Raw genomic sequence first — 14,919 nt, forward strand, 5'->3', positions numbered from 1 at the left:
GCCCGGACACGGCATCCGGACCGCCATCAGAGAGAACTGGCCGGTTCTTTCTGACGGGTTAATCATACAAGCCCGGACAGGTGCGCAGCACCGCCTCCGGGAAGCCGTACCCACCGAGGCTTCGCATACTCCCCCCCGGTGGCGGCTGACGCCTTACCGGGGCTACGGGTTCCCCGCCGTCTGCGGACCGGTAGCCCGGCCAGGTGCGCCAGCACCGCCTCCGGGAAGCCGTACCCACCGAGGCTTCGCATACTCTCCCGGTGGCGGCTGACGCCTTACCGGGGCTACGGGTCTGCCGCCGTCTGCGGGAAAATAACCGGTTACGAATATTTTTTGGTGCGCCGGGTCGGGGCGGTATTGGTCGGATCGTCCGGCCAGACGTGCTTCGGATAGCGCCCCTTCATTTCTTTTTGCACCTCGCGGTAGCTCCCCTGCCAGAATGCGCCTAAATCGCGGGTGATCTGCAGCGGGCGCTGCGCCGGCGACAGTAGCTCCAGCACCAGCGGCACCCGCCCCTGGGCGATAGTCGGGGTCGTCGCCTCGCCAAACATCTCCTGCATCCGCACCGCCAGCGCCGGAGGGTTATCATCGTGATAACGAATCGCGATGCGGCTACCGGTCGGCACCGTATAGTGCGTGGGTAGCTCGCTGTCCAGCTTCTGGCGCAGCGGCCACGGCAGCCAGTTTTGCAGCGCCTGACGCACATCCAGCGCCTTCAGCGCGCGCAGAGAATGGACGCCCGTCATCTGCGGTAACAGCCACTGCTCAAGCGATGCCAGCAGCGATGCCTCATCAACGGCTGGCCACGCCTCCTCCGGCAGCCACTGCGCCGCGCAGTGCAGGCGCAGACGCAGCTGCTCCGCCTCCGGCGTCCAGTTGAGCACGCTCAGCCCCTTTTCGCGGATGCCGTTGAGCATCGCCTGATGCAACTCCTCTTCCGACGGCTTCGCCAGCGGTTGAGTTTTAATCACCAGCCGTCCGATACAGGTACGCCGCCAGGCCTTCAGCGTGCCTAACGCCTCATCCCACTCGACGATATCGGAGCGCTGGACCAGCGCCGGACACCGCTCAATCAGCGCGTTAATCTCTACCGGCAGCGCCAGCAGGATCCGCGCATCCGGCGATGAACTTCCCTGCAGCAGCAGCGGCGCGATCAGCCACTCGTGGCGGCCCAGCGCATCGTCGGCGTCGAGCATCGCCCCCATTCCGTTGGCCAGCTGATAGCGCCCCTCCTGGCCGCGACGATGGGCGATACGGTCAGCAAAAGCGGACGCCAGCAGCGCCGCGATTCTGTCGGCGTCGGGCTGACCGCCGCGCACCGTCAGCCTTTTCATCAGCTGCTGCGCCCGCTGCTGCCAGTTGCCCTGCTGACGGGCAAACGCCGCGCTAAGATCGCTATTGCCGCCGCGCGGCGGCTCTTCCAGGATCGCCGCCAGCTTAGCCGCCGTGGCGGCGCCATCGGCATCCTCCGCCGCGGTCAGCATCGCCGCCAGACGCGGATCGTTGCCCAACGCCGCCATTTTGCGCCCGTGCGACGACAGCCGCTCGCCTTCCAGCGCAGAAAGGTCGGTGAGCAGACGCCGGGCCGCCGCCAGATTAACCGCAGGCGGCAGATCCAGCCAGCTAAGCTGCGCCGGGTCCTGGCATCCCCACTGCAACAACTCCAGCAACAGTGAAGACAGGTCGCTTTGCAGGATTTCCGGATCGCCCTGCGCCGCCGCGCGCTCGGCCTGCTCTTTAGCGAGCAGATGCAGACAGATCCCCGGTTCCAGACGCCCGGCGCGTCCGGCGCGCTGGGTCATTGAGGCCTGGCTGATGCGCTGCGTGACCAGGCGGGTAAGCCCGGTGCGGGCGTCAAAGCGGGCGACGCGCTCCTGGGCGCTATCTACCACCAGACGAATCCCCTCAATAGTCAGACTGGTTTCGGCGATATTGGTCGCCAGCACCACCTTGCGCATCCCGACGGGCGCAGGCAGTATCGCCTTGCGCTGCTCACTCAGCGGCAGCGCGCCGTACAGCGGGCACAGCACAACATCGCTCGCCACCCGCTCCGCCAGCCGCTCCTGTACCCGTTGGATCTCGCCAACGCCGGGCAGAAACAGCAGCATTGAACCGTTTTCGCTACGCAGCAGTTCCGCGGCGGCAATCGCCACCGCCTCGTCAAAACGCTGATGGGTCGCCAGCGGCTGAAAACGCCGCTCAACCGGAAACGCGCGCCCTTCGGAAACGATAACCGGCGCCTCCGGCAGCAGACGCTGCAGACGCTCATTATCGAGCGTCGCCGACATAATCAGCAGCTTGAGATCGTCGCGTAGCCCCTGCTGTACGTCGAGCAGCAGCGCCAGCGCCAGATCCGCCTGCAGGCTGCGCTCGTGGAACTCATCGAGGATCGCCAGCCCCACGCCGCTCAGCTCCGGGTCGCGCTGGATCATCCGCGTCAAAATACCTTCCGTCACCACTTCGAGGCGCGTGTTCGGCCCGACGCAGGTCTCGGCGCGCATGCGGTAGCCCACGGTCTCGCCGGGCTTCTCCCCCAGCAGTTCCGCCAGCCGCTGCGCCACGTTACGCGCCGCCAGCCGCCGCGGCTCCAGCAGGATAATGCGCCCGTTAATTTTACCCTGCGCGAGGATTTGCAACGGCAGCCAGGTGGATTTCCCGGCGCCGGTTGGCGCATTAAGCAGAACCTGCGGCGCATGCCGCAGAGCAGAAAGAAGTTCAGGGAGGACGGCGGCAACCGGCAATGAGGACACGAAGCGCTCCGGAGGTTAACATTTGCGGGCAAGCATTGTAGCATCCCGGTAATTCATTACCGAGTCTCTATCATGTCCGAGCCGAAAAGGCTGTTTTTCGCCCTTGAACTTCCCGCAGAAGTTCAGCGGCAGATCGTTCACTGGCGCGCCGCCAGCTTTCCCGAAGATGCGGGTCGACCGGTGACGGCGGCAAACCTCCATCTGACGCTGGCGTTTCTTGGCGAAGTGAGCGCGGATAAGCAGCGGGCGCTGTCAGCGATGGCCGAACGAATTCGCCAGCCGGGCTTTACCCTGACCCTTGACGATGCCGGGCAGTGGCTGCGTTCGCGAGTGGTGTGGCTGGGCACTCGTCAGCCGCCGCGCGGAGTTCTGCAATTAGCGAATATGCTGCGCGCCCAGGCCGCCCGCAGCGGCTGCTATCAGAGTCCGCAGCCGTTTCATCCGCATATCACCCTGCTGCGCGACGCGCGCCACGCGGTGGCTATTCCGCCGCCCGGATTTCGCTGGGCGTTTGCGGTCAACGAATTTGTACTCTACGAATCCAGCTTTAGCCGCGGCCGCACCCGCTACAAGGCGCTGGAACGTTACCCTTTCGACAAGGAAAGCTGATGCTGTTTACTCCCCCGCTACGGTCCGCCACCCTCATTAAACGTTACAAACGGTTTCTCGCCGATGTGATCACCCCCGACGGTCGCGAGCTGACCCTGCACTGTCCCAACACCGGCGCCATGACCGGCTGCGCCGCGCCGGGCGATACCGTCTGGTATTCCACTTCAGATAATCCTAAACGCAAATATGCCCACACGTGGGAAATAACCGAAACCGTAGAAGGTGCGACAATTTGTGTTAATACTCTACGTGCTAACACGTTGGCGAAAGAGGCGATTCTGGCGGGAAATATTCCCGAGCTTTTGGGCTATAACACGCTGAAAAGCGAAGTGAAGTATGGTGATGAAAACAGCCGTATTGATATTCTGTTACAAGCAGATGACCAACAAAACTGCTATATTGAAGTGAAATCGGTTACGTTGGCGGAAAAGGAATACGGTTACTTCCCCGATGCGGTTACCGAACGCGGCCAGAAGCACCTCCGGGAGCTGATGAGCGTGGCGGCAGCGGGCGATCGGGCGGTGATTTTGTTCGCCGTGCTGCACTCGGCGATCGACCGTTTCTCACCCGCGCATCATATTGATGCCAGATACGCACAGCTATTGATTGAGGCGCAAAACAAGGGGGTGGAAATTCTCGCGTACAAGGCGGAACTTTCTACCGAGATGATGACTCTGAATAAGCCGATTACCGTGGTGTTAACCCCCGGTAAATAAACGGCTAAATAGTATTCGGGTCGCGAGCGCAAATACGCTTTTCCTCACAGGGTTGTCAAGTGTAACGTTTAGATAATTGCTATCCGGAAAAGCATCTGCTATTTATAGCGGCCTGATTTTTCCCCCAACACGGGGATCGATAGTGCGTGTTAAGGAGAAGCAACATGCAAGAAGGGCAAAACCGTAAAACATCGTCCCTGAGTATTCTCTCCATCGCTGGGGTGGAGCCGTACCAAGTGAAGCCGGGCGAAGAGTATATGAACGAAGCCCAGCTGGCGCACTTCAAGCGCATTCTTGAAGCGTGGCGTAATCAACTTAGGGATGAAGTGGATCGCACCGTAACGCATATGCAGGATGAAGCTGCTAACTTCCCGGACCCGGTAGACCGTGCCGCTCAGGAAGAAGAGTTCAGCCTGGAGTTGCGTAACCGCGACCGCGAACGTAAATTGATCAAAAAGATCGAGAAAACGCTGAAAAAAGTCGAAGACGAAGATTTCGGCTTCTGTGAATCCTGTGGCGTCGAGATTGGTATCCGTCGTCTGGAAGCGCGTCCGACCGCTGACCTGTGCATTGATTGCAAAACGCTGGCGGAAATTCGCGAAAAACAGATGGCAGGCTAATTCACTTCGCTGGCACATCTCTGGCGGGAGCTTTCTCCCGCCCTGATGCTTTAGTCATATCATGAAAGATTCACACTACATCGGGCGCTTTGCTCCCTCACCTTCCGGCGAACTCCACTTCGGTTCATTGATTGCCGCGCTTGGCAGCTATCTGCAGGCTCGGGCTCAGAACGGTATCTGGCGCGTGCGCATTGAAGATATCGATCCGCCGCGGGAAGTTCCCGGCGCCGCGGACACCATTCTTCGTCAATTAGAACGCTACGGCCTGCACTGGGACGGAGAGGTACTCTGGCAGTCAAAACGCCACGAAGCCTATCGCGAGCACCTCGCCTGGCTGCGCGAGCAGGACCTCTGCTATTACTGCACCTGCACCCGCGCGCGCATCCACGGCATTGGCGGTATTTACGACGGCCACTGCCGCGATTTACGCCTCGGCGCGGAAAACGCCGCTCTGCGTCTGCGGCAAACGCGTCCGGTCCTCGAATTTTATGACCGACTGCGCGGCACGATCGTCGCCGATGAGCCGCTGGCGCGGGAAGATTTCATTATCCACCGCCGCGATGGGCTGTTCGCCTATAATCTGGCGGTGGTAGTGGACGATCATTTTCAGGGCGTCAGCGAAATCGTCCGCGGCGCCGATCTTATCGAGCCGACGGTGCGGCAAATATCGCTTTATCAGCATTTTGGCTGGCAGGCGCCGGACTATATCCATTTGCCGCTGGCCCTCAACGCGCAGGGCAATAAACTGTCGAAGCAAAACCACGCTCCGGCGCTGTCTGAAGGCGATCCGCGCCCGGAAATTGTGCGGGCGTTAACGTTTCTTAATCAGGATGTCATTCAGGAATGGCAGACGCTCAGTATTGAGGATTTACTCGAGTACGCGATAGCGAACTGGCGGCCGGAGCAAATCCAGCATTCTCAAATGCGTTCCGCTGAGCTATGATTAGCCGCTATTTTTTTGTCCTGAAGTCCGTCTGACACTACGAGGTGTACCATTTTTACCCGAGTCGCTAATTTTTGCCGTAAGGTGCTAAGCCGTGAAGAGCGCGAGGCAGAAGCCGCCGTCGAACAATTACATATGACGGTTATCCCGCGCGAGCAGCATGCAATTTCCCGCAAAGATATCAGTGAAAATGCCCTCAAGGTCATGTACAGACTTAACAAGGCGGGCTATGAATCGTGGCTGGTCGGCGGCGGCGTACGCGATCTGCTGCTGGGCAAAAAACCTAAAGATTTTGACGTCACCACCAATGCGACCCCGGAACAGGTCCGTAAGCTGTTCCGCAACTGCCGCCTGGTAGGCCGCCGCTTCCGCCTGGCGCACGTGATGTTCGGGCCGGAAATTATCGAAGTCGCCACCTTCCGCGGCCATCATGAAGGCCACACCACCGATCGCATCACCTCCCAGCGCGGCCAGAACGGCATGCTGCTGCGCGACAACATCTTCGGTTCGATTGAAGAAGATGCCCAGCGCCGCGACTTTACCATCAACAGCCTCTACTACAGCGTGGCGGATTTCACCGTCCGCGACTACGTCGGCGGCATGAAAGATCTGCAGGATGGCGTCGTCCGTCTGATCGGCGATCCGGAAACCCGCTATCGCGAAGATCCGGTGCGCATGCTGCGCGCGGTGCGTTTTGCAGCGAAGCTCAGTATGAGCATCAGCGAAGAGACCGCCGAGCCGATCCCGCGCCTGGCGACGCTGCTGCACGATGTGCCGCCGGCGCGTCTGTTTGAAGAAGTCCTGAAGCTGCTGCAGGCCGGCGACGGTTATGAAACCTACATCCTGCTGCGCGAATATAATCTGTTCCAGCCGCTGTTCCCGACCATTACCCGCTACTTCACCGAGCGCGGCGATAGTCCAATGGAGCGCATCATCAGCCAGGTGCTGAAGAATACCGATACCCGCATTCGCAACGATATGCGCGTTAATCCGGCGTTCCTGTTCGCGGTGATGTTCTGGTATCCGCTGCTGGAAACCGCGCAGAAAATCGCGCAGGAGAGCGGACTGGCCTACTACGATGCCTTCGCGTTGGCGATGAACGACGTGCTGGACGAGGCCTGCCGCACGCTGGCCATCCCGAAACGTATTACTACCCTGGTGCGCGATATCTGGCAGCTTCAGCTGCGGATGTCCCGCCGTCAAGGTAAACGCGCGTGGAAGCTGATGGAGCATCCAAAATTCCGCGCCGCCTACGATCTGCTGGAGCTGCGCGCCGGCGCCGAAAACAGCAGCGAGCTGCAGCGTCTGACCAAATGGTGGGGCGAGTTCCAGGTCGCCGCGCCGCCGGATCAGAAAGATATGCTGGATGATTTAGGCGACGATCCGGCCCCGCGCCGCCGCCACCGTCGTCCGCGCAAACGCGCGCCGCGCCGCGAAGGTAGCGCATGACGCTCGTCTATATCGCGATTGGCAGCAATCTGGCCTCTCCGCTGGAGCAGGTCAACGCTGCCGTTAACGCGCTGGCGGACATACCCGATAGCCGGGTAATAAGCGTTTCCTCTTTCTACCGCACGCCGCCCCTGGGGCCGCAGGATCAGCCTGACTACCTCAACGTCGCCGTCGCGCTGGAAACCGCGCTGACCGCAGAAGCGCTGCTCAACCACACCCAGCGTATTGAACTGCAGCAGGGCCGCACGCGTAAAGCCGAACGCTGGGGACCGCGCACGCTGGACCTCGACATCATGCTGTTTGGCGATGACGTGATTAACAGCCCGCGCCTGACCGTACCGCACTACGATATGAAAAACCGCGGTTTTATGCTGTGGCCGCTGTTTGAAATCGCCCCCGAGCTGCGTTTCCCCGACGGTACGGCATTACGGGCTGTTCTGGCAAATCTCGGCGCAGAAAAACCCGCCCTCTGGTAATAACCCTTCTTTTTTAGCAATTACGGCGATCGTGGTAATCGGTTGCCTAAAACCATTGCCCCCCTGAATGCTGCTGTTAGAATGCCGGTTAAAATGACTTTCATCATCAGGAAACGTTATGAAACCGACCACTATCGCCCTGCTGCAGAAATGTAAACAGGAGAAGAAACGCTTCGCCACTATCACCGCCTACGACTACAGCTTTGCAAAGCTGTTCGCCGATGAGGGTATAAACGTGATGCTGGTCGGCGATTCGCTGGGCATGACGGTGCAGGGCCACGATTCCACCCTGCCGGTGACCGTTGAAGACATCGCCTATCACGCGCGCGCGGTACGCCGCGGCGCGCCGAACTGTCTGCTGCTCGCCGACCTGCCGTTTATGGCTTACGCCACGCCGGAACAAACCTTCGAGAACGCCGCTATCGTCATGCGCGCGGGAGCCAACATGGTCAAAATCGAGGGCGGCGCCTGGCTGGCGGATACCGTGAAAATGCTTGCCGAGCGTGCGGTACCGGTGTGCGGACACCTCGGTCTGACCCCGCAGTCGGTGAATGTCTTTGGCGGGTATAAAATTCAGGGCCGCGGCGATGCCGGGCAAGTTCTGCTTGATGATGCGCTGGCGCTGGAAGCGGCGGGCGCGCAGCTGCTGGTGCTGGAGTGCGTACCGGTTGAACTGGCGAAACGCGTCACCGAGGCGTTAACCATCCCGGTGATTGGTATCGGCGCGGGCAACGTCACTGACGGACAAATCCTCGTGATGCATGACGCTTTTGGTATTACCGGCGGTCATATTCCAAAATTCGCCAAAAATTTCCTTAGCACAGCGGGCGACATGCGCGCCGCGGTACGGCAATATGTTGCCGAAGTGGAGTCCGGCGTGTATCCGGGCGAAGAACACAGTTTCCATTAAGGAGTGTTGTTGTGCTGATTATTGAAACCCTGCCGCTGCTGCGCCAGCATATCCGCCGTTTACGCCAGGAGGGCAAGCGCATTGCGCTGGTTCCCACCATGGGCAACCTGCACGATGGCCATATGAAGCTGGTTGATACCGCTAAAGCCAGCGCGGATGTCGTGGTGGCAAGTATCTTCGTCAACCCAATGCAGTTTGACCGCGCCGAGGATCTGGCGCGCTATCCGCGTACCCTGCAGGACGATTGCGAAAAGCTGAACAAACGGAAGGTCGATTTGGTCTTCGCGCCTGCCGCGGCGGAAATCTACCCGCAGGGTACCGAAAGCCAGACTTACGTCGATGTCCCGGGGCTGTCGACGATGCTTGAGGGCGCCAGCCGTCCAGGCCACTTCCGCGGCGTTTCCACTATCGTCAGCAAGCTGTTCAACCTGATCCAGCCGGACGTCGCCTGCTTCGGCGAAAAAGACTTCCAGCAGCTGGCGCTGATCCGCAAAATGGTCGCGGATATGGGCTACGACATCGAGATTATCGGCGTACCGATTATGCGCGCGAAAGATGGGCTGGCGCTGAGTTCGCGCAACGGCTATCTCAGCGCAGAGCAGCGCAAAATCGCGCCGGGGCTGTATAAGGTGATGAATCGCGCGGCGGAGAAACTGGCGGCCGGCGAGCGCAACCTTGACGAAATTATCGCGATTGCCGGGCAGGAGCTGAACGAAAAAGGCTTCCGCGCCGATGATATCCAGATCCGCGACGCCGATACGCTGCTCGCTTTGACCGAAAACAGCCAGCGCGCGGTGATCCTGATGGCGGCGTGGCTCGGCGAAGCGCGTTTGATCGACAACCAGATAGTGGCGCTCGCTCGGTAGACACGGGTTAAAAATCGGGCAATACTGCCAGGAATTTCCTCAAGGCGGACGTCACGCCCGCTTTGTTATCGTTAAGCTTTAAAGGTAGACGTTATGATTCGTAATATGCTGCAGGGCAAACTCCACCGCGTTAAAGTCACGCAGGCCGACCTGCACTATGAAGGCTCCTGCGCTATTGATCAGGATTTCCTGGATGCGTCCGGCATCCTGGAAAACGAGGCTATTCATATCTGGAACGTGACCAACGGTAATCGTTTCTCCACCTACGCCATCGCCGCGGAGCGCGGTTCGCGAATTATCTCCGTTAACGGCGCCGCGGCGCACTGTGCGAGCGTCGGTGATATTCTGATTATCGCCAGCTTCGTTATGATGCCTGACGAAGAAGCCCGCGCCTGGCAGCCGAAAGTGGCCTATTTTGAAGGCGAGAACGAAATGAAGCGCCAGGCAAAAGCTATTCCGGTACAGGTTGCCTGATCTACCCCTGCGGCTGGTTGCTTATCAGCCGCGACATGGTTTCCAGCGAATCCGTTCTTAATACATACAGCCTTTTCAATAAGAACGGATTATCCCCCGGTTTCACCTTTCCTCTTACCGTCGTCACCGCCAGATGAAAACCAGCGTCATTCGCCGCCTGAACCGCCGTGGCGTTATAGCCGCCAAACGGGTAAGAGAGATACTGTACGTGCGGATTAAACTGCGCCAGCGCCCGCCGCGAATGCTCAAAATCAAACAGAATATTGTGATAGCTGCGGCTGAGCAGAATTGGATGACGATCGGCATCAACCCGATGGAGAAAATGGGTATGCGACTGCACGTCAAAAACGTCCTGAATCTGTTTTAGCTCGGAAATACTCATAAACTGCAGCGATTTCGGCGCCCATTTCTGCGGATGGCGCTTAATGCGCGACGAGATAATAAAAGCCGTGGCGTGAAAGCCATACTGCTTGAGGATCGGGTACGCGTAGCGGTTGACCGACTTCAGCCCATCGTCAAAGGTGATCACCACCGAGCGCGCCGGTAGGTTCACTTTATTACGCAGATAGCCCTCAAGCTGATACATACTCAGCGTGGTATAGCCCTGGTCGCGTAGCCAGGTCATCTGGTTGCTGAAGGCGCGAACGGAAGTCGTTGTTGAGGTATGGCGAAAGCGGGTGTTTTCTTCGTCACGAAGAATATGGTGGTAGGTAAGGATGGGGATGCCGTTATCTTCCTGGGCATCAAGGCTGCTCACCCACGCCAGCCGGTTGCCGATGCGAATCTGAAACCAGGTTTGATTCAGCCGATCTTTAAGCTTGCTGATAATCGGGTAACGCAAATTACTCGCCAGGGTGCCAAAGGGCGCGCTGCCAACGGCGGGGGCATCATATACCGGCGTATCTTTCCAGGTCATGAGGTTTTGGTTGCTCAGGGATTTATGCAGATCGCCCAGGCTGTCCTCAACCCGCTGCTTCCCCTGTACCGGCTCCAGGTGGCCTTTATCAATAAAGCCGGTCGCAAAGCCAAAATTAAACTCATAGTAATCCGCCGCCGTCGGCACTACCGCCAGAATCTGTCCTGCCCGCACGTTGCCGACGCTCACTACCTGATTGCCCACCTGTGCCCAGATATCGGCATCTTCGGTCGTCTGCATATAACGTGCCGGGACACCCTGCTGGCTTAACAAACTGGCTGAGGCGCCGAGCGTCGTGAACAGGAGAAGTAAAGCAAGAATTCGGGCAAACATGCGCATCGAACCAGTAGACAAGAACTGCCGTCATTGTAACAAAAGCATCATCAATACCAATGCTTAATTCCCGTACGGCTCATGCAGTAGTCGAAAAGGCGGATTTTTTTGCTGCTGATGCCAGAGGCTGCTCACCGCAGGACCTCCGGCGCTGACAATCGCGTGGCGGAAGGCTTCACTACTGAGGGACGGACGTAGCAGATACATACTTTCCAGTAATGGGTAGCTGATACCGGAAATCACTTCGCAGTGGGTGTGCTTGTGGCTCATCAGCGCAGCGACGCGATAAGGTGCCGCGCCGGTTTTATCAGTCAGAAAAATGACCCCTTTCCCGCCGTCAGTTTCGTGCAGCGCGTCGCACATCATGCGGCTCAGCATATTGCTGCTGAGATTACGCCAGTAGTTAACCGCCCGACACTGCGTCAGCGGCCCAAACTTTTTCTCCAGACGATCCAGCATCTCCTGCGCCAGTTCGTCATGACAGGTAATCACCCAACCTAACATCGCCTACCTCCTTAGCAGGCAAACAATTTAGCAAGGGAAGCGATAAATATCGGTGATGACAATCAAAATTGTTTGCTGGCGCTTCGCTTAACTGCGCAGCGAAGCGCCATGAACGGCTAAATTAGCTGCGCAGCCCGCGCCCGCGCTGGATCAGATACCAACACAAAATATAAAACGCGACGATAAACACCACCAGCACGCCGAAGGTTGTGGCGAGCGGAACATCGTTAATGCCGAGGAAGCCGTAGCGGAAGCCGCTGATCATGTAGACAATCGGGTTCAGATGCGACAGGCCTTGCCAGAACGGCGGCAGCAGGGTCAGCGAATAAAAAACCCCGCCGAGGTAGGTCAGCGGCGTCAGCACGAAGGTCGGAATGAGGCTGATATCATCAAAGGTTTTGGCAAACACCGCGTTCAGCAGACCAGCCAGCGAAAATAACACGGCGGTCAGCACCAGAGTCAGGGCGACAAATACCCATGAGTGAACCTGGAACGGGACGAAAAACAGCGAAATCGCCGTCACCAGAATCCCGACGCACAGACCGCGGGCAACGCCGCCGCCCACATAGCCGGCGATCACCACATGGGTGGGGACCGGCGCGACCAGCAGTTCTTCAATATTGCGCTGAAATTTCGCGCTGAAGAATGATGAAGCGACGTTGGCGTAGGCGTTGGTGATCACCGCCATCATAATCAGGCCCGGCACGATAAACTGCATATAGGTAAAACCATGCATTTCACCGATGCGCGAGCCGATCAAATTGCCAAAAATGACAAAGTAAAGGGTCATCGTAATGACCGGCGGCACCAGCGTCTGGATCCAAATACGCATAAAGCGATGGATCTCTTTGGTCCAGATGCTTTTCAGCGCGACCCAATAAAGCTGCATCATGCTGATTCTCCTTTCCGATCGTGTACCAGCGTGACAAACAGCTCTTCCAGACGGTTAGCTTTGTTACGCATACTTAATACCTGTATTCCCTGCGCGCTCAATTGCGTAAATACGCTATTAATCCCCTGCTCACGCAGCACCTCAACCTCCAGTGTCGACGTATCAACCAGACGATACTGATAGCCTTCCAGTACCGGTAATGGGCTTTTGGGAGCCAGATCGAGAATAAAGGTTTCTGATTTCAGCTTGGAAAGCAGCGCCTTCATCGAGGTGTTTTCCACCAGCTCGCCGTTCTGAATAATACCGATATTGCGACACAGCATTTCGGCCTCTTCCAGATAGTGGGTCGTCAGGATGATCGTGGTGCCTTTATCATTCAGATCTTTCAGGAATCCCCACATCGAACGACGCAGCTCAATATCCACTCCCGCCGTTGGCTCATCGAGAATCAGCAGCTTCGGTTCATGCATCAACGCGCGGGCAATCATCAGGCGGCGCTTCATGCCCCCGGAGAGCATCCGCGCGCGTTCGTTGCGTTTTTCCCAAAGATCGAGCTGTTTGAGGTACTTTTCGCTACGGGTGATGGCTTCTTTGCGCTCAACGCCGTAGTAGCCCGCCTGGTGAATCACAATCTGCTGCACGGTTTCAAAGGGGTTAAAGTTGAACTCCTGCGGCACCAGGCCGAGCTGGCGCTTGGCGTTCACCACATCCTTTTGCAGGTCATAGCCAAACACGTTGACCTCGCCGGAGGTTTTGTTCACCAGCGAACTGATAATGCCGATAGTGGTGGATTTTCCCGCGCCGTTCGGCCCCAGGAGCGCGTAAAAATCGCCCGCTTCTACCTGAAGATCGATTCCGCGCAGCGCCTGAACCCCGCCGGGGTAGGTTTTTTTGAGCTGTTTTAGTTCCAGAGCAATGGTCATTAAATGTCTCTTCTCGTGTCGTGACACGCGATGGGTTGTTTTAAAAAATGTGAGGTTAACCTATATTAGCGCAACGCACTTACTTGGTTACAGGCCCGTAAACATCCATGAACGATATAGATACACTCATCAGCAACAATGCACTATGGTCAAAAATGCTGGTGGAGGAAGACCCCGGTTTCTTTGAGAAACTGGCACAGGCGCAGAAGCCGCGCTTTCTGTGGATTGGATGTTCCGATAGCCGCGTCCCCGCTGAACGTTTGACCGGCCTGGAACCCGGCGAGCTGTTTGTACACCGTAACGTCGCCAACCTGGTGATTCATACCGACCTGAACTGCCTTTCCGTGGTGCAGTACGCGGTCGATGTACTGGAAGTCGAACACATCATCATCTGCGGCCACTACGGCTGCGGCGGCGTGCAGGCGGCGATTGAAAATACCGAGCTAGGCCTTATCGACAACTGGCTGCTGCATATTCGCGATATCTGGTTTAAGCACAGCTCGCTGCTGGGGGAAATGCCCGAAGAGCGCCGCCTTGATACGCTGTGTGAATTGAATGTGATGGAGCAGGTTTACAACCTTGGCCATTCAACGATTATGCAGTCGGCGTGGAAGCGTGGACAGAAAGTGACAATTCACGGCTGGGCCTACGGCATTCACGACGGCATGTTACGCGATCTTGACGTGACCGCCGTCAGCCGCGAAACGCTGGAACAGCGCTATCGCCATGGAATTTCCAACCTTAAAAGCAAGCACGTCAATCACAAGTAATTCACGCGCCCCTCTTAATATCCCGGATAAGCCGGGATAGATAATCCGCGTTACTCGTCCAGCAGCGTCACTTTGCCGATATACGGCAGGTGGCGGTAGCGCTGAGCATAGTCGATGCCGTAACCCACCACGAACTCGTCCGGGATCGCAAAACCGACAAACTCAACCGGCACCTTCACTTCGCGGCGGCTTGGCTTATCGAGCAGCGTACAAATCGCCAGCGATTTCGGTTCACGCAGGCTGAGGATTTCGCGCACTTTTGACAGCGTGTTGCCAGAGTCGATGATGTCTTCCACGATCAGCACATCTTTACCGCGGATATCCTCATCCAGGTCTTTGAGGATTTTGACGTCACGGGTGGTGGACATGCCGCTACCGTAGCTGGAGGCGGTCATAAAATCGACTTCATGCGGTACCTGAACTTCACGGCACAGGTCGGCCATAAACATAAATGAGCCACGCAACAGCCCCACCAGCACCATTTCGCTGCCGCTATCTTTGTAGTGCTCGTTGATTTGGCGACCGAGCTCAGCAATACGGGCTTTGATCTCGGTTTCCGGGATCATCACTTCTACAGTATGTTTCATAAAACTAACCATTTGATTCTTAATGTAAATCATCAACTCCGCTGCGATTGCACCGACGTTGACCGGCAAGCCACGCAGTATACCAGCAAAAAGAAATATGCGATGCAGTGATTAATAAAGCCCATTTTGTGATTCCGATCACACTTGTTAAATCCTATAATTAATTGCAGTTAAAAAATTA

16 protein-coding genes are annotated in these 14,919 nt (G+C 57.5%); 10 read left to right on the top strand and 6 right to left on the bottom strand.

The features are described from left to right. Positions 1 to 320: 320 nt before the first annotated feature. Entirely contained in the window at positions 321 to 2,750 is a 2,430-nt protein-coding gene (hrpB, locus tag CMQ96_RS22750) for an ATP-dependent helicase HrpB (protein WP_098067366.1), read from the bottom strand. 72 nt (positions 2,751 to 2,822) lie between these two features. Between hrpB and thpR the strand changes: the two genes are divergently transcribed. The 9 genes from thpR (at position 2,823) to panD (ending at position 9,813) form a co-directional block, all read left to right on the top strand. Beyond that, the gene (thpR, locus tag CMQ96_RS22755) at positions 2,823 to 3,359 is read left to right on the top strand and encodes an RNA 2',3'-cyclic phosphodiesterase (RefSeq protein WP_024360335.1); all 537 of its coding nucleotides are present in this window, start codon (positions 2,823 to 2,825) and stop codon (positions 3,357 to 3,359) included. Further along, positions 3,359 to 4,075 (top strand): DNA/RNA nuclease SfsA, encoded by a 717-nt coding sequence (sfsA, locus tag CMQ96_RS22760; protein ID WP_024360334.1) that lies wholly within the window; start codon positions 3,359 to 3,361, stop codon positions 4,073 to 4,075. Before thpR ends, sfsA begins: the two co-directional genes overlap by 1 nt. 164 nt (positions 4,076 to 4,239) lie before the next feature. Then, positions 4,240 to 4,695 (top strand): RNA polymerase-binding protein DksA, encoded by a 456-nt coding sequence (dksA, locus tag CMQ96_RS22765; protein ID WP_004098689.1) that lies wholly within the window; start codon positions 4,240 to 4,242, stop codon positions 4,693 to 4,695. Between the two features lie 61 nt (positions 4,696 to 4,756). Further along, complete coding sequence (gluQRS, locus tag CMQ96_RS22770) at positions 4,757 to 5,638, top strand: tRNA glutamyl-Q(34) synthetase GluQRS (RefSeq protein ID WP_024360333.1); 882 nt, start codon at positions 4,757 to 4,759, stop codon at positions 5,636 to 5,638. Positions 5,639 to 5,689: 51 nt separating this feature from the next. Beyond that, positions 5,690 to 7,087 carry a polynucleotide adenylyltransferase PcnB gene (gene pcnB, locus CMQ96_RS22775; RefSeq protein ID WP_071830632.1) on the top strand — a complete coding sequence of 466 codons (1,398 nt, stop codon included), beginning with the start codon at positions 5,690 to 5,692 and terminating at the stop codon, positions 7,085 to 7,087. Further along, the gene (folK, locus tag CMQ96_RS22780; protein WP_024360332.1) at positions 7,084 to 7,563 is read left to right on the top strand and encodes a 2-amino-4-hydroxy-6-hydroxymethyldihydropteridine diphosphokinase; all 480 of its coding nucleotides are present in this window, start codon (positions 7,084 to 7,086) and stop codon (positions 7,561 to 7,563) included. Before pcnB ends, folK begins: the two co-directional genes overlap by 4 nt. Before the next feature lie 118 nt (positions 7,564 to 7,681). After that, positions 7,682 to 8,473 (top strand): 3-methyl-2-oxobutanoate hydroxymethyltransferase, encoded by a 792-nt coding sequence (gene panB / locus CMQ96_RS22785; RefSeq protein ID WP_098067367.1) that lies wholly within the window; start codon positions 7,682 to 7,684, stop codon positions 8,471 to 8,473. A gap of 11 nt (positions 8,474 to 8,484) precedes the next feature. Further along, complete coding sequence (gene panC / locus CMQ96_RS22790; RefSeq protein WP_064342179.1) at positions 8,485 to 9,339, top strand: pantoate--beta-alanine ligase; 855 nt, start codon at positions 8,485 to 8,487, stop codon at positions 9,337 to 9,339. Positions 9,340 to 9,432: 93 nt separating this feature from the next. Continuing rightward, positions 9,433 to 9,813: an aspartate 1-decarboxylase gene (gene panD / locus CMQ96_RS22795; RefSeq protein ID WP_004129045.1), complete on the top strand. Its 381-nt coding sequence runs from the start codon at positions 9,433 to 9,435 to the stop codon at positions 9,811 to 9,813. A gap of 1 nt (position 9,814) precedes the next feature. Here panD and CMQ96_RS22800 read toward each other — a convergent pair whose 3' ends face one another. The 4 genes from CMQ96_RS22800 to CMQ96_RS22815 all read right to left on the bottom strand — a co-directional run bounded on the left by CMQ96_RS22800 (position 9,815) and on the right by CMQ96_RS22815 (position 13,381). Beyond that, the gene (locus CMQ96_RS22800) at positions 9,815 to 11,068 is read right to left on the bottom strand and encodes a polysaccharide deacetylase family protein (RefSeq protein WP_024360330.1); all 1,254 of its coding nucleotides are present in this window, start codon (positions 11,066 to 11,068) and stop codon (positions 9,815 to 9,817) included. Positions 11,069 to 11,125: 57 nt separating this feature from the next. Beyond that, positions 11,126 to 11,566 (bottom strand): PTS sugar transporter subunit IIA, encoded by a 441-nt coding sequence (locus tag CMQ96_RS22805; protein ID WP_004872110.1) that lies wholly within the window; start codon positions 11,564 to 11,566, stop codon positions 11,126 to 11,128. A 121-nt stretch (positions 11,567 to 11,687) separates the two neighbouring features. After that, the gene (locus CMQ96_RS22810; protein ID WP_004129040.1) at positions 11,688 to 12,458 is read right to left on the bottom strand and encodes an ABC transporter permease; all 771 of its coding nucleotides are present in this window, start codon (positions 12,456 to 12,458) and stop codon (positions 11,688 to 11,690) included. Beyond that, complete coding sequence (locus CMQ96_RS22815) at positions 12,455 to 13,381, bottom strand: ABC transporter ATP-binding protein (RefSeq protein ID WP_098067368.1); 927 nt, start codon at positions 13,379 to 13,381, stop codon at positions 12,455 to 12,457. Before CMQ96_RS22815 ends, CMQ96_RS22810 begins: the two co-directional genes overlap by 4 nt. Positions 13,382 to 13,488: 107 nt before the next feature. Between CMQ96_RS22815 and can the strand changes: the two genes are divergently transcribed. Continuing rightward, positions 13,489 to 14,151: a carbonate dehydratase gene (gene can / locus CMQ96_RS22820; protein ID WP_004129036.1), complete on the top strand. Its 663-nt coding sequence runs from the start codon at positions 13,489 to 13,491 to the stop codon at positions 14,149 to 14,151. A 50-nt stretch (positions 14,152 to 14,201) separates the two neighbouring features. On the opposite strand, the gene hpt is transcribed toward can, so the two are convergent. Continuing rightward, entirely contained in the window at positions 14,202 to 14,738 is a 537-nt protein-coding gene (hpt, locus tag CMQ96_RS22825) for a hypoxanthine phosphoribosyltransferase (protein WP_014227950.1), read from the bottom strand. Positions 14,739 to 14,919: the final 181 nt, after the last annotated feature.

This window comes from Klebsiella sp. MBT K-1 (assembly GCF_002556465.1).
Lineage (GTDB): Bacteria > Pseudomonadota > Gammaproteobacteria > Enterobacterales > Enterobacteriaceae > Klebsiella > Klebsiella grimontii.